We start from the raw sequence: 23,951 nt of genomic DNA on the forward strand, positions 1-23,951 counted from the left end.
CGTCCGCAGGGACGCTCGCCGCAGAAGTCAACGGCCGGCCGCCGCGACCGGAACGTCCGGCTCTAGCCTGAGGGACCGAACCACGAGGGGCTCTCCGATGGCTGACCGTCCGGACGAGGTCCAACACCAGTACCTGGCGGCTCGCTACGTGCCCGAACGGTTGGCGGCTGAGGGCGAGGGCCTGCTGGCTTGCGACTGGCCGCGGCTCAGCGTGCTGGCGCTGCTCGCCGGGGCGTTCGTCACCCTGGGGGCGCTGCTGTCGGTACTGGTGGCGAGCGGCGTCGAGGCGGAGGGCCCTCGCCTCGTGCTCGCAGGGATCGGCTTCAGCGTGGGCTACTACTTCGTCGCTCTGGCGGGGGTTGCCTTGTTCACCGAGGCCAACGTCGCCCTGCCGGACGTGCTGTTGGCCCGGGGCAGGCTCCCTCGCCATCTGCTGCGGTTCTGGGGCCTGGTGTTCGTGTTCAACTTCGCCGGGGCGTACCTCGTTGGCTGGATGGTCGCCGCGGCCCAGCAGTACTCACCGGACTTCCACGCCACGCTCAGGGAGATGGTCGACCTCAAGATGGCCTACCGGGCACGCGGAGATGCGGGGGCGTGGTGGGGGGTGGTGCTGTCAGGTGCGCTCGCCAACTGGATGGTGGGGCTGGCGTTCTTCTTCGCCAAGATGGCTCAGACCGTCCTGGGCAAGTTCCTTCCGTTGGCGCTCGCGGTCATCCTGTTCGAGGCGGCCAACTTCCAGCACAGTCCCGCGAACATGGGCTACTTCAGCCTGATCATGCCCTTGGGCGAGGGACCGGGATGGGCGCCGGCGGTCCTGTGGAACATCCTGCCCGCCGCGGGCGGCAACGTGCTCGGAGGTGCCCTGCTGGTGGCGCTGCCGTTCTGGTACGCGATCAGGGCGCGGTCGCCAGACCGCTGACACCGTGACGTGCCGGCACTGACGGAGCTCGCGAACGCGAGATGCGCGACGACGCCCAGCCATGCTGGCTGAGGCGCTGTACCAGCTGAAGCGCTGATGATCGCGACGTGCCGTCCGAGATCGTCCTGAACCGAGGGCAGCAGGGCCGCACGCCCGGCGACGAGGGGCCGCCGCGCGTCTCGTGGCGCGGTTCTCAGCGATCGGCCGGTGGCAGGTCGATCAGCGCCAACCCGGTGTCAGGATCGACCCGCTTGTGCAGGTGTGCAGGTGTCTCTTCGACGATGACTTCGAGCGTCGGCCAGACCACGCCCTGCTGGAGGTGGCCGCCGAGGGTCGTCCCGTCGGGGTGGCCGACGACGACGTGGGCGTGGACCTCGGGTTCGTCGCCGTGCAGGGCGATGTCACCGACGAGGGAGAGCGCCTCGACCTGCTCGTCGATGGGGATGTCGAGGTACCGCTTGGTGTCGCGGTCGAAGTACGCCAACACGGCTCGCTTGAAGGCACCGATCGCCGTCAGGGAAGCCGCGGTGATGCGCTGTTCGACGGCGAACGAGGTCAGGCCCTGCTTGGCCTCGTCGCCCTTGTCGAAGACGACGGCGAAGGTGCGCAGGCCATCGGCGTCGTGGAGCAGTTGGGTCTGCATGGCGGTGTCCTGTCATCCGTGTGAGGGGGTCGGCTCGTGCCAGATCGTCACTCTCGGCGACCTGCAGCAGGGTGCGGAGGCAGGCCTGGCGCTTGTCCTCGGTAAGCCGGGTGGCGTCCTCGTCCTGGGCGGGCGCCGTCTGCGTTGAGGCGGTGGTTGGGAGCGTTCGACGACGCTGGCGTCGGTGCGCGCGTGCATGCTCAACTCGGAGGCTCGGGTTCGCCGTCTGCGCTGTCGTGTCTCGCTTGTCTGGTGAGGCGCCAGGCCGCGTTGATGAGTCCGACGTGCGAGAAGGCCTGCGGGAAGTTGCCGGTGAGCCGGCCGGTGTCCGGTTCGATCTCCTCGGAGAACAGCCCGAGGTTGTTGGCGTGGCTGGCGGCCCGGTCGAACCAGGTCTCGGCCTGGTCGAGGTCGCCGGCGAGTGCGAGGCATTCCACGAGCCAGAAGGCGGTGAGCAGGAACCCGCCGGGTTCGCCCTTCCACCGCCGTAGTGCGCCGCCGTCGGCGAGGGTTCGTTCGATGCGGTCGATGGTGGCGCGCATGCGCGGGTCGGTGGCGTCGAGGAACCCGACGATCGGCATGAGGAGGACCGAGGCGTCGAGGTGGTTGGACCCGAACGCGCCGGTGTAGGCGCCGACGTGCTCGCTCCAGCCCCGCTCGCGGACGGTCCGGTGGATCTCGTCGCGGGTGTCGGTCCAGCGTTGGACGCGATCGGCGGCGTCGAGCAGCTCGCTGAGCCGTACGGCGCGGTCGAGCGCGACCCAGCACAGGACCTTGGAGGTCAGGTAGTGGCGGTGGCGGTCGCGTGCCTCCCACATGCCCGCATCGGGTTGGTTCCAGCGGGCCGCGGCTTGGTCGGCGAGGTTGACGAGCATGGCTCTGGTGTCTTCGTCGAGCGGCTGGAGCTGGTCCCGGAGCAGGTGCGCGGCGTTGAGGATCTCTCCCATCACATCGAGCTGGCGCTGCTTCCACGCGGCGTTGCCCACCCGGACGGGGCGGCTGTCGGCGTAGCCGGGAAGGTGCTCGAGGGTCTCTTCGGTCAGTAGCCGCTCCCCCTCGATGCCGTACATGATCTGCGGCTCGGCGTCGTCGAGGCGTCCCGTCGCGGTGGTCAGCCATCGGAAGTAGCGTGACGCCTCGTCGGGGCATGCGGCGACCCACTGGGCTTGCAGCGTCATGCTGAGGTCCCGTAGCCAGGTGAACCGGTAGTCGTAGTTGGCGTCGCCGCCGATCTGCTCTGGCAGCGAGGTGGTGGCGGCCGCTACCACGGCGCCGCTGGGCTGGTAGGTGAGCCCTTGCAGGACCAGCGCGCTGTGGCGGACCTGATCGCGATGTCGGCCGTCGTAGCCCTGATGGAGATCCATCCACGACTGCCACACGGCGATCGTGTCGCTGATAGCCGTGGCCGCGTCAAGGTCGGTCGGGGGCTGGTTGCCGAACGTGGGGGCGTCGGCCAGCGTGAAGCCGACCTCGGCGCCGTCCGAGACGTCGAACGCCGCCGTCACGCCGTGGTCGGTGACGTGCAGGTCTGCGTCGCTGCGCAGACGTAGCGTCCGCGGGCCGCGCCGCATCGTCACGGCGCCGTCGTCGTGCCGTTCGATCCGGGGGGCCGTCATGCCGTAGTCGAACCTGGCGACCAGTTCGCTGGTCATCCGCACGGTGCCGCTCCTGCCACGCACGAGCCGGATCAGCACGTGAGGTACGGAGCGGCCGATGTGGTGGGGCTGGTCTGTGGAGGTCAGCGCGAGCGCGTCGAGGATCTCGATGCTGCCGGACGGGGTGGTGAACGACGTGCGCAGGACCAGGGTCCCGTCGATGTACGCACGGTCGGCGTCGCCATCGCCCGCCGGTTGCAGGGTCCAGTGGCCGGCGTCGGGTCCGAGGAGGCGGGCGAACACCGATGGGGCGTCGATCCTGCCGGGGCAGTACCAGTCGATGGTGGCGTCGCGGCCGACGAGCGCGGCGGTGTTGCAGTCGGACAGCAGCCCGTAGTCGGCGATGTCCATCACGCCGGGTACGCGATCGTGGTCAGCAGCCCGAGCTCCGCCTGGCGGCTGTCGAGGCGGGTGTGCTGGACGACGATGGGGACGTCGGAGTCGATGGTCGACGCGTAGTCGGTGTCGCGCGGCACCGGCTCGGGTTCGTCGAGTTCGTTGAACCGCAGATGCCGGGTGCGTCGCGCCGGGACCGTGGTCTCGTAGGGACCGACGGGTTCCCGGTCGGCGAAGTAGACGGTGATCCGTACGTGGGCGTCCCGGTCGCCGGCGTTGAGGATGCAGGCGGTCTCGTGGCTGGTCATCTGGGGTTCGGGGCCGTGGCTGTCGGAGGGGATGTAGCCCTCGGCGATCACCCAACGGGTGGCGCCTGGCGCTGTCTTGGCCATCTCAGTTCTCCTCACCAGTGCGGTTGTTGGTGAGCGCGGCGACGGCGGCGGCGGCCAGCGCCGCGCCGACGGCGACCCTGCCGCGGTTGCGCGACAGCACCTGCAGTGGACTGGTGGCGTGGGCGCGGTCGTCGAAGGGTCCGTGCGATCCGTAGTCGCGCTCGGCGTCGGCGGGCTCGAACAGGTTGTCCGGCGAGTCGGGGTCGGCCGGGTCGTCGGTCTGCTGCGCGTCGATGTTCGTACGGGCGAGGTAGCGGGCGACCAGTGGCTTGGCGAGCCGGTTGCCCCAGATCGTCGCGGCCGTGGAGGCGGCGACGTAGGTGGTGCGCCGGCCGCGGTCCGCCGCCCAGGCGATGGCTTCCGCGGCGACTTCGGGCTGGTAGATCGGCGGCACCGGCTGCGGCCGGTGGGGAAGCTTGTTGCGGCCCCACACGAACTGGGTGGTGTTCAGCCCCGGCAGGTGTACCGCACACAGCTGGACCCTGCTGCCGTCAGCGAGCAGCTCCGCCGTCAGCGACTCGGTGAACCCTTCGATGGCGTGCTTGGTCGCGCAGTAGGCCGCCTGCGCAGGGATGCCGCGGAACGCCAGGGTGGACCCGACCTGCACCAGGGTGCCGCGGTCGCGTCGCCGCATCCGCCGCAGCGCCGCCAGCGTCCCGTGGACGTAGCCGAGGTAGTTGACCTCCGTGACGCGGCGGAACTCGTCCGGCGTGACGTCCCACGTGCGGGCCATCACGGTCACCATGGCGTTGTTGACCCACAGGCCGATGGGTCCGAGCTGGTCCTCGGCACGCTCCGCGGCTGCATCGACCTGCTCGGAGACGGCCACATCGGTGGGGATCGCCAGCGGCCTCCCGCCGGCCGACTCGACCTCACGGACGGCCGCCTCGAGGCCCGCGGCTCCGCGCGCCAGCAGGGCGACGTTCGCTCCACGCTGCCCGTACAGGCGCGCCAGCGCGCGACCGACCCCGCCCGTGGCGCCGGTAATGACGATGGTGTCGGCTGCCATGCGGCCTCCTCTTGTCGGCTCAGCTGCGTGCGTCCAGCCAGCGGTAGGCCAGGCCGGTCCCCGCGACGTAAACCAGGTGATGCCAGGCGTCGACGGCGACCTCCTCCTTGCCCCACTGCGTCGCCGGCGGTGCGACCTCCAGCGCCGGCAGCATGACCTGTTCCCCGCCCCACACGGCCGCGAAGTGGGCGACATCGGCTGCCGCCGGAGCCAGGAACGTGGCGAAGATCCCGCGGGCCGCGCCCCAGCCGGTGCCGTACGCCCAATGCACCAGCCGCCCGAACCGCTGCTCGGCCTCATCGGAGCTGAACTCCTCGACGTCGAGCAGCTCCGACGCGGCGTCCGCCGGGGCGCTGCTCGCGCCTCGGTCACGCAGCTTCATCTCCAGGGTGCTGGAGATGGTCATGGCGGCGGTGCCGGCCAGGCCTGCGGCCAGGCCCTTGCCGATGTTCGCAGCGATAGATGCGAGCATGTCTTGTCCTCCGGTCATGGACGGAAGCGGTCGGTCACCCGGCGGGGGCGGGACGGGTCGATGCCGACAAAGACGGGTCCAGGTGTCGCCGATCGTCGGTCCTGCTCTCGGCGATGGGGCATGTTCTCTCCTCAGCGTCGGCGCCGGATCCAGGCGGTCGCGGCGGCTGCGGCGGTGACGGCACCCACGGTCGCGATGGCCCGTGGACCCAGCGATGCGGCGTCCGCGGTCGTCGCTGCCGCTTCGACCGGTCCCGGCGCGGTGGGCCCCTCGGGACCGTGGCGGCGCGCGAGTTGGATGACTTCAGCGAGGTGCAGGGCTCGCCGTCCGGGGCCGCCGTTGAGCTGCTGAAGCTGGTCGATCTGGGTGGAGCAGCTGAAGCCGTCGGTGATGATCAGCGTGTCGTCGTCCGCCTCCCGCACCGCCGGGAGCAGCTTGCGCTCGCCGGCGGCGACCGAGACGTCGAACTTGTCCCCGGCTTCGAACCCGAACGAGCCGGCCAGCCCGCAGCAGCCGGCGTTGAGCTCGGTCCAGTCGAGCCCGATCGCGTCGAGCGCCTTCGACTCGCCGTCCATGCCGATCGCCCCTTTGTGGTGGCAGTGACCGTGCACGATGGCTCTGCGGTGCAGCTGCGGATAGCTGTAGTCGACCTGGTTGAGGAACTCCGACAGCATGAAGGTGTTGGCCGCGATCCGGCGGGCGTCGGCGTCGTGGGGTTTCATGTTGGCTAGCTCGTCGCGGAACACCGCGACGCAGCTGGGTTCCATGCCGACGATCTTCGTACCCGCCGCGACCTCGGGTGCGAGCACGCTGACGAGACGGTCGAGGTAGCGTTCGGCGAGGTCGAGGAAACCGAAGTCGTACAGCGGACGCCCGCAGCACACCTTCGGCGGGACGACCACGTGGTAGCCCGCGTCCTCGAGCACCTCGACGGTGGCGACGCCCACGGCCGGCTGGAAGTGGTCGGTGAAGGTGTCGGCGAACACTACGACTGGGTCCTCGCCGGCGTTGACCGGGTCGCGACCTTCGAACCACTGGCGGAAGCTCTCCTCGGCGTAGGCGGGCGCAGGTCGCTGGGGGGCGATCCCGGCTGCCTTCTTCATCATCCGGCTCAGGGCCGGTGCGGCCAGCGCGGCGTTCGCGAGACCCGGCACACGCTGGGCGATCCGCGACCAGACGTCGATGCGCCCCAGGGCGTAGTGGGAAGGCGGGTGGAGGCGTCCCTCGTAGTGGTGGTGGAAGAACTCGGCCTTGTAGGTGGCCATGTCGACGTTCACGGGACAGTCGGTCTTGCAACCCTTGCAGGCCAGGCACAGCTCCAGCGCCTCCTTGAGGTGGCGGTCGCGCCAGCCGTCGAGTTGGCTGTCCGGCTGCAGCATCTCGAACAGCAGCCGCGCGCGGCCGCGAGTGGAGTGCATCTCCTCCTTGGTGACCATGTAGGAGGGGCACATCGTCCCGGCGCCGTCGTCGCGACGGCACTTGCCCACCCCGACGCAGCGCAGCTGCGCGCGGTTGAAGTCGGAGTCGTCGCCGGGGTAGGTGAACTTGGTGTCCGGATGCCACTGGCGGTGCTCGGGTCCCAGCCGCAGGTTCTGGTCGAGCCGGTACGGGTGGACGACCTTGCCGGGGTTCATCTTGTTGTCGGGGTCCCAGATGGCCTTGAACTCGCGCATCGCCTGGACCAGCTCGGGGCCGTACATCCGCTCGAGGAGCTCGCCGCGCTGCTGGCCGTCGCCATGCTCACCGGATAGCGACCCGCCGTAGGAGCAGACGAGGTCGGCGGCGCGCTCGAGGAACCGGCGGTAGTTGGCGACGCCGTCGTGGGTGGTGAGGTCGAAGCCGATGCGGCAGTGGATGCAGCCGTCCCCGAAGTGCCCGTACAGGGACGGATCGAGGCCGTGCTCGTGGAACAGCCCGCGCAGATCCTCCAGGTAGTCACCGACCTGGTCGGGGTGGACCGCCGAGTCCTCCCACCCGGGCCAGTGGTCGGTGCCTTGGAAGTGGGCGGTCGCGCCGAGGCCCGCCTCGCGGGCGGTCCACACCTCTTCCTGGGCTTTCTCGTCGTCGTAGAGCTGGGTGGAGCACTGGTGGCGCCTCTCATCGAGCCGGTCGAGGAGTGCCTGCGCGTAGCCGTGCGCCTGCGGCTGCGATCCGCCGCGGAACTCGCACAACAGCCAACCGTGCCCGTCGGGGAGGTAGTCCAGCGCCTCCGCGTGCAGCCCCTTCTCCTCGATGTTGTGGATCAGGTGCTGGTCGATGCCCTCGAGCGCGTAGAGGCCGTCGGCGTCGCGGACCTCGGCGACGGCCCGTCCGGCGTCGTAGACGTCGTCGTAGCCGAGGACCAGCAGTACCTGCTCGGGCGGGAACGGGTTGAGGTTCAGGGTCGCGCCGAGCACGGTGGCGCAGGTGCCCTCGGTGCCGACGAGCGCCCTGGCGACGTGGAACCCGTGCTCCGGCAGCAGCTCGACCAGGTTGTAGCCGGACACCCGGCGGGGGATGTCGGGGAACCGTTCACGGATCAGGTCGCCGTAGCGGTCCCGCAGGTCGCGCAGCCGGCGGTAGATCTCGCCCTTGCGACCGCCGGCTCCGACGATCGCCTCGAGTTCGTCCTCACGTGTGGGGCCGACGGTCATGCGCGTGCCGTCGTAGAGGACGACGTCGAGCTCCTCGACGTTGTCCTCCGTGCGGCCGTACGCGAAGGCGTGCATCCCGCACGAGTTGTTGCCGATCATCCCGCCGATCGTGCAGCGGTTGTGCGTCGACGGTGACGGCCCCCAGGTGAGGTCGTGGTCCTCCTGCAAGGGGGCGCGCAGGTCGTCGAGCACGAGGCCCGGCTGGACCGTCGCGCGGCGCCCGTCGGCGTCGATCTGGACGATCTCGTGGAGGTACTTGGAGAAGTCGATGACCACCGCGACGTTGCAGGCCTGCCCGGCCAGGCTCGTACCGCCGCCCCGGCTGGTGACCGGCACACCGAACTGGCGACACAGCGCCACCGTCTCGATCACGTCATCGACGGTGCGGGGCACGACGACCCCGACCGGGACCTGACGGAAGTTCGACGCGTCCGTCGAGTACAGGTGGCGGCTGCCCGGGTCGAAGCGGACCTCGCCGTCGACTGCGCGACGCAGGGCGAACGCCAACCCCTCGGCGTCGATGTCGAGTTCGCCGAGCGCGACGGCACCGACGTTGGATGTCGGCTGGGTCGGTGGGAGAGTGTTCGGCATGCAGTGTCCGGAGGTCAGGCGACGCGGTAGCGCTGGGCGTCGGAGCGCTTGAAGTCCAGCCCGAGACCGGGTCGCGACAGGTCCGGTCGGAGCAGCCCGCCAGCCTCGGGTTCGAGGGCAGCGTCGAAGAGCATCCGCTCGATCCGGACGTGGTCGTGGAACCACTCGATGTGGCGCAGATGCTGGACGCCGGTGGCCACGTGGGCGCTGATCTGCGGGGCGGTGTGTGCGGACAGGTCGATGGTGTGCCCTCGGCACAGCGCGGCCACGTCGAGGAACGCGGTGAACCCGCCGCAGCGGCCGACGTCGGCCTGCAGGCAGTCGACCGCACCGGCGGCGAGCATGTCACCGAAGTACTGCAGGTGGTCGCCGTACTCCCCAGCCGTGATGTCCATCCCGGCCGGCCCGCGGTCACGCAGCAGCCGGAGCCCCTCGAGGTCGTCGGAGGTCACCGGTTCCTCGTGCCAGCACACGCCGTGCTCGGCGAAGACGTGGGAGTAGCGCAGTGCCTGCTTGCGGGTGTAGGCACCGTTGGCGTCCACGTACAGCTCGACGTCGTCACCGACCGCCTTGCGGGCAGCCGCGACCCGGTCCGCATCGCGGTGCATCTCGCGGCCGACCTTCATCTTCACCCGCGGGATGCCCTGCTCCACCCAGCCGGTGAGCTGGTCGGCCAGCTGCCCGTCGCTGTAGTTGGTGAACCCGCCGCTTCCGTATACCGGGACGGTGTCGTGGGCCTGGTCGACCAGCACCGCAGCGGGTACGTCGAGCAGGCGCGCCTTGAGGTCCCACAGCGCGACGTCGACCGCCGAGATGGCGCGCGAGGCGACACCCGGCCGGCCGATGTTGCGCACGGCGCGGTGCATGTCGAGCCACCGCGCGGCGATCGCTAGCCCGCTCTTGCCACGGACCACGTCGGCGAGCTTGTGCTCGATGAGGGCCCCGCAGGCCCGGTGTTCGTAGGTGTAGCCCAGCCCGGTCTGCCCGCCCGCCGAGACCTCGACGATGACGATCGTGGTCGAGTCCCACTCCAGCGTGCCGTCGCACTCGACGTCGGTGGAGGTGGGGATGGTGTAGGCGGAGACCTCCACCTTCTCGATCGGCGTGCCGTCGCCGCTCGCGGTGGCGCGCTGCATGTTCACCGTCCCGCTCGTTGTGGTCAGTCGCGGTGGGGTAGGTACTCCTCGAGCTTGTCCTTGATCCCCTGCTTGACGATGCCGCGCGCGTCGGGGTCGCCCTTGAACACCGCTTGCGCGAGGTTCGTGGCGAACTCGGGGTCGATGTGTGGCGGGATCGGTGGGACGTTGGGGTCGGCCATCACCTCGACCACGAAGGGCCGGTCGGCGGACAGCGCGCGGTCGAGTGCGTCGCCGATCTGCTCGGGCGCGTCGACCCGCGTGCCGTCGAGTCCGAGGATCTTCGCGTACTCGGCGAACGGGAAGTCGGGGATGTCCTGCAGTTCCTCGGGCTTGGGGAACCCGCCCATCGCCCGCATCTCCCAGGTGACCTGGTTGAGGTCCTGGTTGTTGAGCACGATCACCACGAGGCGGGGGTCGTCCCAGGTCCGCCAGTACTTGGCGACGGTCACGAGCTCGTTGTTGCCCAGCATCTGCATCGCGCCGTCACCCACCGAGGCGATCGCCACCCGGTCGGGGTAGCAGAACTTGGCGGCGATGGCGTACGGGACGGCCGGTCCCATCGTCGCCAGCGTTCCCGACAGCGACGCGCGCATGCCGCGCCGGAGCTTGAGGTCACGGGCGAACCAGTTGGTCGACGAGCCGGAATCGGCGGAGACGATGCAGCCATCCGGCAGCCGAGAGGACAGCTCCCAATAGGCCCGTTGGGGGTTGACCGGGTCGGCGTCGTTCATCGCGCGCGCCTCGACGACCTTCCACCAGTGGGTGATGCTGGACTCGATCTCGGCCCGCCACGAGCGGTCGTCCTTGCGCTCGAGCTTGGGCAGCAGCCGGGTCAGGGTGTCCTTGGCGTCGCCGACGAGGTTGACCTCGAAGGGGTAGCGCAGGCCGATGTTGTGCGGGTCGATGTCGATCTGCACCCCCCGGGCCTGTCCGAGCTCCGGGAGGAACTGGCTGTAGGGCAGGCTCGAGCCGATCATCAGCAGGGTGTCGCAGCCCTGCATCAGGTCCCACGACGGCTTGGTCCCGAGCAGCCCGATGGATCCGGTGACGTACGGCAGGTCGTCCGGGAGCACGTCCTTGCCCAGTAGTGCCTTGGCGACGCCGGCGCCGAGCAGCTCCGCTGCCTCCTCGACCTCCGCCGCCGCGCGGCGCGCTCCTTGTCCGATGAGGATCGCCACCCGTTCGCCTGCGTTGAGGACCTCTGCGGCACGGTTGAGCTGCCCGTCGGACGGGTGGATCTCGGGGGGGTCCCAGTCGAGCGAGCTGGGGAGGTGCTTGAACTCGTGCTCGGGCGGCTCGTACGCCAGTTCCTGCACGTCGGCGTGGATCGCCAGGGCGACCGGCGCTCTCCGTCCGATCGCCGTGCGGAACGCCCGGTCGACGACCGCAGGGATCTGCTGCGGGGCGGACACGTGGACGACGTAGTCGGACGCGACGTCCTTGAACAACGTCTGCAGGTCCACCTCCTGCTGGTAGCTGCCGCCCATCGCCGTGCGGGCCTGTTGCCCGAAGATCGCCACCACCGGCTGATGGTCGAGCTTCGCGTCGTACAGGCCGTTGAGCAGGTGGATCGCGCCGGGCCCCGTGGTGGCCATGCACACGCCAGGCCTGCCGGTCCACTTGGCGTGTGCGGTCGCCATGAAGGCGGCCGCCTCCTCGTGGCGCGCCTGGACGAACGGGATGTGCTCGTCGGTGCCGGCCAGTCCGGCCATCGCCTCGTGGATGCCGTTGATCCCGTCGCCGGGGTAGCCGTAGACGCGCTCGACCCCCCACTGGTTGAGGCGTCTCAGCAGTGCGTCAGCGACGGTTGCCATGGTGGCGCTCCTTCGACGTCGGTCGGCCACTCCACACGCCTGCTCCTCAGGCGGGTGGTGGTGCCAGTGCGACGTTCCCGGTCGGAACAGGCAGGCCGAGGTTCGGGAACCTCGATCCACGACGCTAGGGCCTCTACCCGAGTCGAAGTTCTCCGGTCCCGCACGGCCGTTCGGACACCCGCGGCGAACAGCCGTGGCCTGCACCGACGCGATGTTGATCAGAACCGGTCCCACGGCCAGGGGTTACCCGCCCCGTAGCGCTGGTGGACGGGGCCGGTAGGTGAAGGCATCGACCCGAACACGCCACCGTCGACTCGAAGGATCTGCCGCGGCAGCAGCCGCGCGAACGGGTCGTCGGCGAGCCAACGGCGGCGTTCGTCGCGGGCCACGGTGATCGCGCCGGCGAAGCGCATGGCGCCGGTGATCAGCGTCGAGCGGGCGTGCACGGCGGGCAACGCAAGCGCGTCCCGAGTGGCTTGCACCACCGCCGGGTCGTCGAAGTCCATGGTGACGCCGTCCGGTGAACGGACCCACGAGACGGTGCACGGCACGCCATGGGGGTCGGCGAGGCGCGCGTCGACCCGGAACGTCCGCTCTTCGGAGTCTTCTTCCGACTGCCAGACGGCGAACGTGCCGACGGGTCGACCTTCCAGCGTGTAAGCCGCCGCCGCTGCGAGCGCACCGTCGGGCGTACGCGATGACAGGGTCACGTGGTGCCAGCTCACGTCCCCGAAATCTCCCACCGGTCGCGAACCTCGCGGGTCAGCTCGCGGAGGTCGCAGCGCAGCTCGTGGTTGCTGGGGCGGCCCAGTACCAGTAGCCGTGGTAGATGCGGCGGATCGTCAGGTCGGGGCGCAGGACGAAACACCACCGGCGTGTACGGCTCGTTGAACGTGTCGGTGGTCTCCTTCAGCTCCAGCTCGCTGATATAGCGCCGGTCGTGGTCGCTGAGGAACGTCCCGCGGGCGTCCAGACCGGCGCGGAAGGCCGCCAGGACTTGCGGCGGGTCAACCGTGACGGTGACCATGCGTGTAGGCGACCTCCGCGTCGGCTTGGAGCTCCACGAGCTGACGGAAGAACGTCCGCTCCTTTGGACACCACCAGCCTCGCGCGAACTGCAGCAGGAGCGGATCGTCTCCGGCCAGCGCTCCCAGCGACCGCTGGTTGCCGTCGTGGTCGGGCAGCGAGAGGTCGGGGAACCGTGCACCGACTTCCAGGTCGTCACGCACGGCTGCTCCTGCGATCGGCTGCGGCACAGCATGACGATGTTGCGGCCCGGGTGTGGCGGCTCATCCTGGCAGGGCGACCAGTGCTGCCGCGACGGCGACGAGTAGCAAGCCGGCCCACGCACGGGCTGGCATCCCGGTCAGGCGGCGTAGGGGTTCGATGACGGGATCGGTGAAGAAGCAGGCGTAGGGGGCGATGCGCTCGCGCACGGCGTCCGGCCCGGGTAGCCAGGGCAGCATGACCCGCCACACCAGCCAGAACCCGTAGAAGCTCAACACGATCCGCGCAAGCGTGATCGCGACCTGCGTGAGGAACGTCATCGGCGGCCTTACCCAGTGGCTGGCGGCTCAGTGTGCCGGGTGGCCCGTAGCCTGCGGTGGGCTCTGGCTCTGTAGATGCTGGCGCTGATCGTGTTGCGATCTCTCGCCGTCGCCGCGCCACGCGGTTCAGGATGAGCGTGGAGTCGCTGGCGACGCTGTACTGGTTCGTTCAGGTCTCTTCTGGTGGTGACCCCCACCATGGGGCATGCCTCGGTGGTGCCCGACTGGTGCAAGCACCTGCCTCCGAAGGCAGTGGTCGGATGGACGCTCGTCACCTTCGTCGTGTCCGTGCCGGCAGCCGAGGTCGTTGCGACCGCGCCGATCCCCGCGCCCGTGCCGGTCGAAGTCGTCGCCGGGTTCCACGGCACCACGCTGGACACGAGCGACATCGGCGACCGTGCGGCCCGCATCCTGTCCGATCCCGGTGTCCCGCAGGCGGGACCGATCGAGCGGACGCGGCGTCGGTTCGCCGGAGCCTCCCTGGCCTGGCGCGTCCCGGACCTCCGCCCCGACCTGAACCCGGCATGGCCCCCGGTCGCCGCCGGCGCGCGCGACAGCCTCGACTGCGAGGAGGCGTTCCGGACGTTGCGGCGACACGTTGGGCCGGGCAGCCTGTCACCACCCACCCCCTGACGGAAGCCACGTGCCCGGAACTCCCGCGCCTGGTGCCGGGACCGCGTGGTGGGTCCGGGCGGAACGGACCGTGGGACCCACCGCCACGTTCATGGCCGCCATCTGGCTGGCCTCCGCCCCGTGGCGGCACGGCTACGCCGATGACCGGCAAGCGCTCGCGGACGCGCTCCTGGTCGGCACCGTCGTGACAATGTTCACGCTCTGGAGGCGGTGGTCGCCGCCTCGCACCCTCCAACTGCTCCGGGCGTCCGCGGCGCTCGGGGGTTGGGCGGTCGTCGCGCCGTGGCTGATCGGGTACCGGTCGCCGGCCGCCGCAGCCACCACGACCGCGGTCGGCGCGACGATCATCCTGCTGTCCGGCTGGGGTGTCGTCGCCGATGCCCACCGAACGCGCGGGGAGCGCCAGCCATCCCGGCGGAACGCGAAGTGGAACTAACGACCGGCCAGTGCGCCAAGCCGACAGTGCGACCTTGAAGGAGTACCCATGCCGGGACCGGTGACCCAGCAGTTGAGTCTCAGCTGGACTGAAGCGTGGCTGACCGTGGTCACGGCGGTCGCGATCTACCTCACGATGGTCGTCCTGAGCCGCCTGTTCGGGCACAGCGCCAGCTGACCACGTCGTCCTCGATGACAACATCCGCAGGGCGCGCACCAGCCGCACCGAGATCTTCCAGCATGTCCGACTCGAGGGCCTCGGCGCGCTCGGCGACGTATCGGCGGCCGTCCTCGAGCGGAGCGGGCAGATGACGATCATCACGGCAGGGGCCGATCTCGACCCTGAGTGCTTCGACGAGGTCGTCGGCAGCGACGCCCTCTGGCACCATCAAGAAGGCGCCGGAGCTGCTGTCTGAAGGCGCTGCTACTCCCGGAAGCACCGCCCCGCAGCCAGCCTCCCGTTCGTCGGTGGTGACGGGGTTGACCTGGACTCGGGTCGAGCCTGCCACGGTGTGATCGTCACCGACAGGAGCGAGATCATGACTCAGACACAGCACAGACCGATGGACACCGGCGAGTTCCGCCGACACGACGGAACCCTCCCCGACCCCCAGTCTGCGGCGCGGCGCACGGTCCAGTGGGCCAGCGGCACGAACATCGTCGCAGGTGCCTGGCTGCTGTTCGCCCCGTTCGTGCTCGGAGTGGGTGACGTCACCGCCGCCGTGTGGAACGGCATCCTGGTGGGGCTGACCCTGCTCAGCTTGGCGTGGTACCGCACCGCCAACCCCGGCCAGGGCATCGGTGCGAGTTGGACCAACGCCGCGCTTGGGGGTTGGTTGCTGTTCGCCCCCTTCGCGCTGGGTGTCGGCAGCGTCGCCGCCGCCGCAGCCAACGGCATCATCGTGGGGCTGATCGTGCTGACCGCCGCGATCACCAGCGCGGTCGCTGGACGCAAGCTCCAGACGAGCATGTGATCGCCACCGACGGACGGGGCCGGGTGGGGGATGTGCAGCATCCGCCCGGCCCCGCCTCCTGCGCCACACTGCCATCCCGAGGGAGGAACGGATGACTCAGCGCGTACCGAACCGCGGCTACCGGATCTCCGAAGCAGCTGCCGAGGCCGGCTTCGAGCCCTCGACGGTCCGCTACTACGAGCGCATCGGGCTGATCCCCGAACCGACACGAACCGAGGGGGGACATCGCCTCTACACGAGCGACGACGTCGAGCGCCTGAAGGTCATCGCTGGCGCGAAGAGCCTCGGACTGGCCCTCGAGGACATCGGCCGGTTCCTCGCGCAGTGGGAGCGAGGCGCCTGCCCCCCGGCCCGGGAGGTCCTCGAGCAGCTCATCGAGCGGAGCCTGGACGACACCCGTCACCGCATCGCGGAGCTCGTCGAGTTCCACAACGCCCTAGCCGAGGTCTTCGAGGATCTCCAGGAGCAACCGGCCCCCACCCGATGCGGTGCGGGCTGCGGCTGCGACGTCCGCATCGACCGCGGACCCGACCACACCAGCGTGCACGTCGTTGACCCGCGGGGACGAGTTCGCCTCCCCGACGAGCGCGGTGATCGCTGAGTGACGATCCCCACCCGCCGACGCTCTCGGAGACCGAGGAAGCCGCGCGACCTGACGGACGTCTTCGGGCGCTCAACATGCGGTCCACGGAAGCCACCCTCTGCAGTCGCCCGCGCGACCTCGCACCCACGCCGCGCGAGCACTCCGCTCTGTCGGCCGGGTTGCCGCCTGCCCGTTCGTACATTGCGTTTGAACGCGGGTTGAAGATCTAGCCTCGTGGCGATGCCCACCAGAGGGAGCAGATCATCCAGAGGGAGCAGATCATGACGTCCGCTGACCAGAAGCGCCCGGCGATCCGCAGCACGGTCCGCTGGGTCAGCGGTGTGAACGTGCTCGCCGGCGTGTGGCTGATGCTGGCGCCGTTCGCCCTTGGCTACGGCGATGTGACGGCGGCGGTTTGGAACGACGTCATCATCGGTCTGAGCGTGTTCGTGCTGGCCCTGTTCCGGGAGGCGAAGCCGCTCGAGCACGAGGGTGTCAGCTGGACCAACTTCGTCCTCGGGCTCTGGCTGCTGGCAGCGCCGTTCGTCGCCGGGTACGGCGATGTCGGATCCGCCGTGGGTAACGACATCACGGTCGGGATCGTGGTGCTGATCTTCGCCGCTTGGAGTGCGGTCGCCAGCCGTGACGTGCGCCCCGCCTGAGCCCTCCCGGCGGCGGACTCATCGAGGTGTCGGCGATTCTGGCTGCTCCAGGGCGGTGCTGGAGCCGGTTGCACCGGCGGTGTGGCAGGCGTTGGCCAGTCTGGCATCGCGCCTGACCAGGGGCTGGCCGTGACCGGTTCGGCGCTTGGAGCGGCGGGGCGGGCAGGGGGCTTACCCGTTGGAACAGTCGCCCGAGCAGTCCGAGGAGCATTTGCCCTGCGACTGGCAGTCCGCGAGAGCATCCGCGGAGGGCCAGATGGTCTCGTCGATGTCGCCGAAGCGCTGCATGATGAGTTGCCGGGTTCGCAGGTAGCTGTTGGTGCCGGCGTTGGCCGTCTCGGCTTTGCCGCCGCCTTCTTCGTCGGGGATGTGGTGGATGAACCGACCTAGATGGTTGGCGCCGTAACCCATGTAGTCGCGGGTGAACAAGATGAAGTGGTGCCAGCCGGTGTCCACAGTCTTCGATGGCGAAACTGCGTCGTCGCTGGTCGCGGCAACCTCAAGGAACTTCAGCGTCTCCTCCATCACGCGCTGGGGGTCGACGTCGGCAGGGAGATGCGGATCCTGAGCGATCCGTTGCACGACGCGGCGCAGCTGCCGTGCGCGGGTCCGGATACCAGCCTCCCCGGTGACCGCAGGAGCGGGCGTCAGTGTGTCGGTCATCTGGTTTCTCCATGTCGATGTGTCTCACCCTACGGGTTGAACCCGAGTCGAAGGGCAACCGACAGGGCCCTGTCCGTTCGGGTACCGGGCCCGCTTCCTCAGGCCTGTCGCGCAGGGACCCCTACAGTCGACCTCTTGGCGGGCATACCACCGTGCGTTTGGGCGGTCCGCGAGAGATCGGTGCCCGGCCGGACAGGTGCGGGCGACGAACTTCAACTCGACTGCAAGGCGTAGCGTTGTGACCAACGGCAGAGGAGCCCTGTCATGACGGACACGACCCCAAGCCCCTTGGGGGCGGTTCTCCGTGGTGTGCTCGCCGGTGCGGTCGGCACGCTAGCGATGGACCTGGTCTGGTACGCCCGCTACCGCCGTGACGGCGGCGACGAGTCCTTCCTCGAGTGGGAATTCTCGACTTCGACCGACAGTTTCGACGAAGCCTCGGCCCCGGCCAAGGCCGGGCGGCGCATCGCCGAGGGCGTGTTTGATGAGGACCTCCCCGAGGAGACCGCCGGACCGATGAACAACGTCATGCACTGGGCGACCGGGCTCGGTTACGGCGCCGGGCACGGCCTGCTCTTCGGCTCGACGAGGCCGCGGGTCTCGCATGGGTTGGTCACCGGGCCAGCCGCGTTCGCCAACAGCTACACGGTGCTGCCACTGATGGGCCTGTACGAGCCGTTGTGGGAGTACGACGCAGGGACGATCTACAAGGATCTCTCAGCCCACGTGGCGTTCGGCCTTGCTACCGCGGCCGCCTTCCGAGCGCTGACCGGCTCGACGGATGCTGAAGGGTGACGTACGTGCCGGTCCGGACGCGAAGGCCGGGCCAAACTTGTACCCGAGTCGAAGCCCTATCGTGGGTTGCAAGCGAGGAGGCCACCATGGTCACGACCGGCTACCGGATCGGTGAGATCGCCGACGAGACCGGCTTCCCACCCTCGACACTACGCTACTACGAGGAAGAGGGGCTCCTGCCTGCCCCCGACCGCACCCCGGCCGGCCACCGGATCTACGACGTCAGCCATCTCGAGCGGTTGCGCTTCATGGCGCGGGCCAAGCGCCTGGGGCTGACCTTGGAAGAGATCGCCGACCTCGCCGACGCGTGGGACAACCGTGAGTGCACGATCACGCACGGGCAGCTCGTTGCTCTGCTCGAGGCCAAGCTGGCGCAGGCCCACGACGAGATCGTTGAGATCACGCGTTTCGCCGACCAGTTGCAGGCCGTGTTCGAACGCGTCACGGGAGAGCGTCCCGACCCGGCCGCTGTGGCCCTGACTGCGGCTGCGCGCCGGCGTTCACCGATGAGCCCACGCCGGCTGAGCGTCGCTTCGGTGACCTGCCCCTCAACCCGTCCACCACGTGAACCGACTGTGGTCGGGAACAGCCGTTGGGTCGGTTGCCGGCGGGACCCCTGAGGCGGTGACGCGCCGCTATCCGCGCCTCTAGAGCGCGCCAGGTCTGCCGCACCGGCCGCACGGCTGGCGGTCGCACGTCAGCTTGCATCGCACCGGCCGTACGGCCGGCGGTCGCACGTCACGACCCGAGGAGTAGCTGACCGACCGGCTGCGGGCGACCGAGGACAACCTCGTCGCGTTGGTGATCGGCACCACCGTCCTCGGACTGTTCGCACCTGGTTTCACGGCTGCCCTGTCCGGATGCGTGACGCGCTGTTGGCGGGGCTGATGCTGTGCGTGAGTTTGACCTTCGACCTCGAGACGCTCCGCGCCGTGCTGGCACGTCCCGGGTTGCAGGTGCTGGCGCCCTGCTGGTGTACGGGCCGATGAGCCTGGCTGGTTACCTCATCGGGATGGCCGGGTTCGCACCTCTGCGCTTGGGGTGGCTTCGTCCTGGTCGGCACGCTGCCCACCGACGTGTCTTCAACGCTGCTGGTTTGGCTCGGCCGCGGCACCGTCGCGTTCGCGACCGTGTTCAGCGCGGTCAACACGGCCCTGTCTCCGGTGGTGGTCCCGCTGCTGTTCCTGGCGTACACCGGCATCGAGCTCGGCGTGCCGGTGGCCGCGCTGACCCTCGAGCTGGCCGTCACCGTCCTGATTCCGATGATCGTTGGCGTGGCCGTCCGGACCGCCCTTCCCCGTCGGGTTGAACCGTTCGAGCCGGTCCTGTCCGCCGGGGCGTCGCTGGCCTACCTTGCCCTGCTGGGTTCGTGGCACCCCACATGCGTCGTGGTACTTCCTGGTGTAGCGAGGTGTAGCCGTACGGGCTACGATGGCGGCATGGTCGCCCCGACGTCTATGCGGTTGGACGAGGGCCTCAAGGCGCGCCTCGAGGCCCTCGCTGAACGTGAGGGAGCCTCCGTCTCAGCCGTCACGCAGCGGCTGCTCGATGAGGGCGTCCGCATGGCGCTACACCCCGGCATCGTGTTCCGGTCGGGTCCGGCAGGGCGTCGTCCCGGACTCGCCGGTGGTCCGGATGTCGCGGAGGTCGTCAGCTTCCTCCAGCGTCTCGACGCGAAGGGTCAGGAGGCCATCGGTGAGGCCGCGAGGTGGCTGGGGTTGCCGGAGCGGATGGTGCGCATCGCGATCGACTACTACACCGAGTTCACAGCCGAGATCGATGGTCAGATCGATCAGCGGGAGCGCGAGGCCGAGGCGGAGCGGGAGCACTGGGAGCGGCAACAACAGCTCCTCGCGTGAAGCTGCTGCTGGACGAGATGTTCCCAGCGGCGATCGCCGAGCAGCTCCGTGCGCGCGGACACGACGTGGTCGCGGTGCTCGAGCAGGACGGTCTACCCGGCATGGATGACTCGGACCTGTTGGACTGGGCGCACCGTGACCAACACGCGGTCGTCACCGAGAACGTGCCCGACTTCATCCGACTCGACCGTGCGTGGCGCGACCAGGGCCGCGATCACCACGGGTTGATCTTCGCCAAGAAGCGGCGGGGGACGGGGCGCCGGATCGTCGGGAGTCTCGTGCGGGATCTCGACCGCTTCCTGACCCAGCACGCCCAAGCACATCCGCGCGGGGTCGTCGCCTGGGTGTAGCGGCGGACAGCGCGGCCGAACCCTCCCTTGCCACCGTGGGGGTCGCGGGTTCGGATCCCGTCGTCCGCTCCATCCCGGAACCCGGAAGGTGTTGAGGTTATTTGGCTGAGCAGGGACCACCGACGGCGTCGGTGAGCTTGCGGCATGCTTCCGCAGATGTCGGCGCAGTCGAGGTCGGCCCGGATCCGGCGGTTGAGATCCGGATCGCCTCCTCCAGGCAGGCGTCGGGGGGATCACGCGAGAGGTGACTGCGGAACGGGGCGGAGCGCTCGGCCGGCACCATCGAGCAGCCGGCGCCCATCGCCCTTCAGCTACTGCTGCACTCGGCGCGGGTGACGTCGGCCGGGAACGCGCGCTGCTCGTCGGTCCACCACGTCTTGGTGTGGGCCAGGATCGCTGCGACGTCGTCGCGACGCAGGCGCGCTCACGCGGCCGGGAGCGCTTCGAGCAGCTGCTCGAGTTCGGCGCGGTCGAGGACGTTGTCCCAGCGTGCGGCGATGCGGCCGTCGCTGCCGATGAGGAACACCCATGGTTCGGCGCCGCCGTCGTCGGTGAGGATCCACTCCGCGGCGGCGTCGTTCAAGGTGGAGGTTTCGAAGTCGCTCCAGACCTCGATGTGGACGAAGGCGGCCCGGTCGGCGTAGGTCTGGGCGAGGTCGCTGACGGCGTCGGTGATCGGGCCGCAGAAGCGGCTGACGCAGTAGACGGGTGTCGAGATCACCACAACGGTGGGGCTGCCGGCGGCGATAGCGTCGGCGATGGTGGTGTCGTGCAGCTCGGGGTCGGGGATCTCGCCCTCGGTGCCGGCGCGCGAGTCGATCGCGACGGGCGGCGCGTCGGACTCCAGCGTCAGGTTGCGGCTCGCGGGTGCGGGGTCGCCTACGGCCGGGACCTGATGCGCCGAGGCGACTCCGAAGCTGGTGGTGCCGCGCCGGGTCTCCCCGTCGCTCATCTCCGCGGTGACCCCTACTCCCCAGAAGCCTGCGCGGTCGAAGCTGACCTGGGTCTCGTAGACGCCGGCTGCGGCGGGGTCGTCGATGATCGTCGGTCCGTCGCCTTCGGATGGTTCCTTGCCGGGGACGGGCAGGAACGTCGCGGACGTGGTGGCGACCGGCTCGGGCTCGCCTCCGGCTTGCTCCTCGCCGAGGAAGAAGAACTCCATCTCCACCGATCCTCCAGCGATCAGTCGTCGGTCGGGGGTGAGCACGCCGGCGATGAAGCGCTGGTCCTCGCCCACAGCGAGGTCGTAGCTGGCCACCGCGACCGCGAGCTGGTCCGCAGCGGTCGCCGCGTCGGTCGTCGCGGGGGCTGGTCCGGAGTCGTCGGTGCCGCCGCAGGCGGCGGCCAGCAGCCCGATCGTGACGGCGGCGGTGATGAGGCGGGCCGGTGGCGTGTGCATGTGGGTCTCCTCAGGTGCAGTCCGGTGCCGGGACGTCGAGCCGGCTCAGGGCAGCGGCGGTGGCGTCCAGTAGCTGTCGTGCCCGTTCGGCCAGGTCGGCGGGCGGGGAGGCCTGGTCGAGCGCGGCCTCCATGCGCTGCTTGGCTTGCTGCAGTCGAGCAGTGGTTGGTCGGTCCACGTCCTGCAGGGCTGCGGCGATGGCGTGGATGGGACCGTGCGCGACCTCGAAGCCCTGGCGGACCTGGTCTGGGTCGCTGCCGGCATCGACCGCGTCGCAGAGACCATCCAGCGCCGACTCGCCCTCGGCAGCCAGGTCCGTCGATGCGCCATCGGCGAAGCTCGGTGCTCGATCCGGCGACGGATCCGCCCCAGCTCCGCACGCCGTGAGCACGGCGGTGACCGCCACCAGCGCTACCGCCTGGCGAACCGTGCCGGGGTGGCGCCTACGCACGGGCGACCTCGAGCCAAGTGCGCCCGGCGTCGTCGCTGCGCAGCAGCACCCGCGGCTGCTCGGTGACGACCCAGACCGTGCCGTCGTCGGCAGCCGTCACGGCCAGCGGCTGGCCCTCGAAACGATCGGCGGGCGCGACGTTCTGCCAGCTGTTACCACCGTCGGTGCTGACGTCGATGCCCTGGTAGGTCGCCGCCACGGCGAGAGGGTCCTGGGCCGTTCCGCCGATCGCGAGACCGAGGACGCCCCAGTCGGTGGCGGGAGCGAAGCTACGCGCCCCGTCGTCGCTGCGGAAGATGCCCTGCGAACCACTACCCAGCAGCACGACGTCCGGATCCCGCGGGTCGACGGCCAACGCCGCCACATCGGGGGGGATGTCGGCACCGACCGCAGCGCGCGGCTCCCACGACGTGCCGGCATCCGCACTGGCGAACACGCCCGCTCCCACCACGAACGCGTACGCCACCTGTGGATCGCTCGGTGCTTGGGCCAGCGCGTGGATGTCCAGCGAGGGCAGCTCGGCCGGGCGCAACGGCGTGAAGCTCGCCCCGCCGTCGTCGCTGCGCATCAGCAGGTCATGCCCGCCCACAAGCAGCGGCGCTCCCGTCACCGCGACGCCGATGGCCATCGCGTCCTGACCCTCCATGCCGGCCGGCTCCCAGCTCACGCCAGTGTCGTTGCTGCGCCACAGCGCCCCGTGCAACCCCAGCAGCAGCGTGCCGTCGCTCGCCGCCCGCAGCGCGTGGACGTGGTCGGTCGACGGCAACCCGTCCCCGGACGAGCCGCTCTCCTCGCCGCTACCGCACGCGGCCAGGAGTAGCGGAAGGACCAGCAACGCCACGAACACCGCGGAGTGGGCCGGTCCGTGGCGGGGCGACAGGGATCGACGCGTGGACGTCATGACGGGCCTCCAGGCGAACAGCGTGCGCTCTCGCTACGACGAAGGGATAGTAGCCGGGCTTGACGCTCGAGGAGTCACCGGGCGGGGCCGGTCCGGCGACGCGGCTGCCGGGGCGCTCGCCGGCGAGGATCTGATCGAGAGTGGGGGGCCGGCACGCAGCGCGCGGGTGCTGTCGCAGGAACCGGAAGGGCCGCACTGCGTCTCGCGTTGACCCATCGGCCACCGGCGCCTTAGCTGCCTGCAGGCTCCTCCGCGGGCGCGGCGGGCTTGCGGGCGAGCAGGCGGTCGACGATCCCCAGCCGGCGGCGCTCGAACGCGACCGGCTCCAGCCCGGCGGCGGCGAGGGCGCGGCGGGGCTGGCGCAGCATGTGCTCGCAGCACAACCGGTAGGTCAGCTGATGCAACAGCCACTGCACCGCGCGGACCGCGCGGCTGGGGCTGCCTACGTGCTCGACGAGAACCACCTGCCCACCGGGGCGCAGCACGCGTGCCATCTCGGCGACCGCGCGCCGGTCGTCGGGGATGCTGCACAGCGAGAACGTGCACACCACCGTGTCGAAGCTCTCGTCGTCGAACGGCAGTTGCTGCGCGTCCGCTTCACGCAGGTCGGCATCGGCCTTGACCGCCCGGGCGCGCTCGCGCGCAAGGGCCAGCATCTCCGGGCTGAGATCGACACCGGTCAGCCGCACGTCAGGCGGGTAGTGCTCGAGGTTGCGGCCGGTGCCCACGGCCACCTCGAGCACGTCCCCGCGGGCGCGGCTGCACGCCCACTGGCGGTCCCCACCGAACAGGACGCGTTCCCAGAACGCCATCTCCCGGTCGAACCGGTGCGCCTGGCGGTCCCAGACCGCCCGGACCCTCGTCGTCGCGTCGGCGTCGCGTCTGGTCACCGGCGAGCTCCCAGGTCCGTTCCGCCACGCGGGTACCCATCACGAGCGAGTGCGCCGCGGGCGCACCGGCCATCCAGCGCCGACTGGGCCGAGCAAACGTCGCCGCCCGCCCAGGTTGCGTGCGATCCGGACATCGTCATCGGGGGGCACCCTCGTCTCTACCTCGCCTGCCGGGACCGCGACGGGCGGGCGCATCCTCTCAGGCT

27 protein-coding genes are annotated in these 23,951 nt (G+C 70.0%); 10 read left to right on the forward strand and 17 right to left on the reverse strand.

Annotated elements, in window-relative coordinates; all coding sequences use genetic code 11:
- The first annotated feature begins 97 nt into the window (after positions 1 to 97).
- A complete protein-coding gene (locus KY469_19730; GenBank protein ID MBW3665330.1) occupies positions 98 to 919 on the forward strand; it encodes a formate/nitrite transporter family protein in 822 nt (273 codons plus the stop codon).
- Between the two features lie 193 nt (positions 920 to 1,112).
- Here the strand turns inward: KY469_19730 and KY469_19735 are convergent, their stop codons facing one another.
- From KY469_19735 to KY469_19790, 12 genes are all read right to left on the reverse strand, one after another.
- Positions 1,113 to 1,562: a DNA-binding protein gene (locus tag KY469_19735; GenBank protein MBW3665331.1), complete on the reverse strand. Its 450-nt coding sequence runs from the start codon at positions 1,560 to 1,562 to the stop codon at positions 1,113 to 1,115.
- A 200-nt stretch (positions 1,563 to 1,762) separates the two neighbouring features.
- On the reverse strand, positions 1,763 to 3,568 hold the full coding sequence (locus tag KY469_19740; protein ID MBW3665332.1) for a glycoside hydrolase family 15 protein: 1,806 nt from the start codon (positions 3,566 to 3,568) through the stop codon (positions 1,763 to 1,765).
- Positions 3,568 to 3,945: a sensory rhodopsin transducer gene (locus tag KY469_19745; protein MBW3665333.1), complete on the reverse strand. Its 378-nt coding sequence runs from the start codon at positions 3,943 to 3,945 to the stop codon at positions 3,568 to 3,570. Before KY469_19745 ends, KY469_19740 begins: the two co-directional genes overlap by 1 nt.
- Before the next feature lies 1 nt (position 3,946).
- Positions 3,947 to 4,954, reverse strand: coding sequence for an SDR family oxidoreductase (locus tag KY469_19750; GenBank protein ID MBW3665334.1), 1,008 nt, complete (start codon positions 4,952 to 4,954; stop codon positions 3,947 to 3,949).
- A gap of 19 nt (positions 4,955 to 4,973) precedes the next feature.
- Entirely contained in the window at positions 4,974 to 5,444 is a 471-nt protein-coding gene (locus KY469_19755; GenBank protein MBW3665335.1) for a hypothetical protein, read from the reverse strand.
- A 113-nt stretch (positions 5,445 to 5,557) separates the two neighbouring features.
- Entirely contained in the window at positions 5,558 to 8,650 is a 3,093-nt protein-coding gene (locus KY469_19760) for an FAD-binding protein (GenBank protein MBW3665336.1), read from the reverse strand.
- A 14-nt stretch (positions 8,651 to 8,664) separates the two neighbouring features.
- Positions 8,665 to 9,786 carry a mandelate racemase gene (locus KY469_19765; protein MBW3665337.1) on the reverse strand — a complete coding sequence of 374 codons (1,122 nt, stop codon included), beginning with the start codon at positions 9,784 to 9,786 and terminating at the stop codon, positions 8,665 to 8,667.
- Between the two features lie 23 nt (positions 9,787 to 9,809).
- Positions 9,810 to 11,603, reverse strand: a complete 1,794-nt coding sequence (locus tag KY469_19770) for a thiamine pyrophosphate-requiring protein (protein MBW3665338.1) — start codon at positions 11,601 to 11,603, stop codon at positions 9,810 to 9,812.
- 218 nt (positions 11,604 to 11,821) lie between these two features.
- Positions 11,822 to 12,346, reverse strand: coding sequence for a hypothetical protein (locus tag KY469_19775; GenBank protein ID MBW3665339.1), 525 nt, complete (start codon positions 12,344 to 12,346; stop codon positions 11,822 to 11,824).
- Complete coding sequence (locus KY469_19780) at positions 12,325 to 12,630, reverse strand: hypothetical protein (GenBank protein MBW3665340.1); 306 nt, start codon at positions 12,628 to 12,630, stop codon at positions 12,325 to 12,327. Before KY469_19780 ends, KY469_19775 begins: the two co-directional genes overlap by 22 nt.
- The gene (locus KY469_19785; GenBank protein ID MBW3665341.1) at positions 12,611 to 12,832 is read right to left on the reverse strand and encodes a redoxin domain-containing protein; all 222 of its coding nucleotides are present in this window, start codon (positions 12,830 to 12,832) and stop codon (positions 12,611 to 12,613) included. The genes KY469_19780 and KY469_19785 overlap by 20 nt, the downstream gene beginning before the upstream one ends.
- A gap of 60 nt (positions 12,833 to 12,892) precedes the next feature.
- The gene (locus KY469_19790) at positions 12,893 to 13,150 is read right to left on the reverse strand and encodes a YggT family protein (GenBank protein ID MBW3665342.1); all 258 of its coding nucleotides are present in this window, start codon (positions 13,148 to 13,150) and stop codon (positions 12,893 to 12,895) included.
- Between the two features lie 183 nt (positions 13,151 to 13,333).
- Between KY469_19790 and KY469_19795 the strand changes: the two genes are divergently transcribed.
- The 5 genes from KY469_19795 (at position 13,334) to KY469_19815 (ending at position 16,437) form a co-directional block, all read left to right on the forward strand.
- Positions 13,334 to 13,783, forward strand: a complete 450-nt coding sequence (locus KY469_19795; GenBank protein ID MBW3665343.1) for a hypothetical protein — start codon at positions 13,334 to 13,336, stop codon at positions 13,781 to 13,783.
- Between the two features lie 70 nt (positions 13,784 to 13,853).
- Positions 13,854 to 14,219, forward strand: a complete 366-nt coding sequence (locus KY469_19800; protein ID MBW3665344.1) for an SPW repeat protein — start codon at positions 13,854 to 13,856, stop codon at positions 14,217 to 14,219.
- Positions 14,220 to 14,757: 538 nt separating this feature from the next.
- Positions 14,758 to 15,192, forward strand: coding sequence for an SPW repeat protein (locus KY469_19805; protein MBW3665345.1), 435 nt, complete (start codon positions 14,758 to 14,760; stop codon positions 15,190 to 15,192).
- Positions 15,193 to 15,283: 91 nt separating this feature from the next.
- Positions 15,284 to 15,793 (forward strand): MerR family transcriptional regulator, encoded by a 510-nt coding sequence (locus KY469_19810; protein ID MBW3665346.1) that lies wholly within the window; start codon positions 15,284 to 15,286, stop codon positions 15,791 to 15,793.
- Positions 15,794 to 16,056: 263 nt separating this feature from the next.
- On the forward strand, positions 16,057 to 16,437 hold the full coding sequence (locus KY469_19815) for an SPW repeat protein (GenBank protein ID MBW3665347.1): 381 nt from the start codon (positions 16,057 to 16,059) through the stop codon (positions 16,435 to 16,437).
- A gap of 171 nt (positions 16,438 to 16,608) precedes the next feature.
- Here the strand turns inward: KY469_19815 and KY469_19820 are convergent, their stop codons facing one another.
- Positions 16,609 to 17,100: a hypothetical protein gene (locus tag KY469_19820; GenBank protein MBW3665348.1), complete on the reverse strand. Its 492-nt coding sequence runs from the start codon at positions 17,098 to 17,100 to the stop codon at positions 16,609 to 16,611.
- 264 nt (positions 17,101 to 17,364) lie between these two features.
- Between KY469_19820 and KY469_19825 the strand changes: the two genes are divergently transcribed.
- The 4 genes from KY469_19825 (at position 17,365) to KY469_19840 (ending at position 20,104) form a co-directional block, all read left to right on the forward strand.
- Positions 17,365 to 17,895 carry a hypothetical protein gene (locus KY469_19825; protein ID MBW3665349.1) on the forward strand — a complete coding sequence of 177 codons (531 nt, stop codon included), beginning with the start codon at positions 17,365 to 17,367 and terminating at the stop codon, positions 17,893 to 17,895.
- Positions 17,892 to 18,515: a MerR family transcriptional regulator gene (locus KY469_19830; protein ID MBW3665350.1), complete on the forward strand. Its 624-nt coding sequence runs from the start codon at positions 17,892 to 17,894 to the stop codon at positions 18,513 to 18,515. The genes KY469_19825 and KY469_19830 overlap by 4 nt, the downstream gene beginning before the upstream one ends.
- A gap of 456 nt (positions 18,516 to 18,971) precedes the next feature.
- On the forward strand, positions 18,972 to 19,754 hold the full coding sequence (locus KY469_19835; GenBank protein ID MBW3665351.1) for a bile acid:sodium symporter: 783 nt from the start codon (positions 18,972 to 18,974) through the stop codon (positions 19,752 to 19,754).
- On the forward strand, positions 19,751 to 20,104 hold the full coding sequence (locus tag KY469_19840; GenBank protein ID MBW3665352.1) for a DUF5615 family PIN-like protein: 354 nt from the start codon (positions 19,751 to 19,753) through the stop codon (positions 20,102 to 20,104). The genes KY469_19835 and KY469_19840 overlap by 4 nt, the downstream gene beginning before the upstream one ends.
- 424 nt (positions 20,105 to 20,528) lie before the next feature.
- Here KY469_19840 and KY469_19845 read toward each other — a convergent pair whose 3' ends face one another.
- The 4 genes from KY469_19845 to KY469_19860 form a co-directional block, all read right to left on the reverse strand.
- Positions 20,529 to 21,503: a hypothetical protein gene (locus tag KY469_19845; protein ID MBW3665353.1), complete on the reverse strand. Its 975-nt coding sequence runs from the start codon at positions 21,501 to 21,503 to the stop codon at positions 20,529 to 20,531.
- Between the two features lie 10 nt (positions 21,504 to 21,513).
- Complete coding sequence (locus KY469_19850) at positions 21,514 to 21,909, reverse strand: hypothetical protein (GenBank protein ID MBW3665354.1); 396 nt, start codon at positions 21,907 to 21,909, stop codon at positions 21,514 to 21,516.
- A 37-nt stretch (positions 21,910 to 21,946) separates the two neighbouring features.
- Entirely contained in the window at positions 21,947 to 22,855 is a 909-nt protein-coding gene (locus tag KY469_19855; protein ID MBW3665355.1) for a hypothetical protein, read from the reverse strand.
- A 230-nt stretch (positions 22,856 to 23,085) separates the two neighbouring features.
- Positions 23,086 to 23,667 carry a methyltransferase domain-containing protein gene (locus tag KY469_19860; GenBank protein ID MBW3665356.1) on the reverse strand — a complete coding sequence of 194 codons (582 nt, stop codon included), beginning with the start codon at positions 23,665 to 23,667 and terminating at the stop codon, positions 23,086 to 23,088.
- Positions 23,668 to 23,951 lie beyond the last annotated feature (284 nt).

The sequence above is a fragment of the Actinomycetota bacterium genome, assembly GCA_019347575.1.
Classification (GTDB): domain Bacteria; phylum Actinomycetota; class Nitriliruptoria; order Nitriliruptorales; family Nitriliruptoraceae; genus JAHWKY01.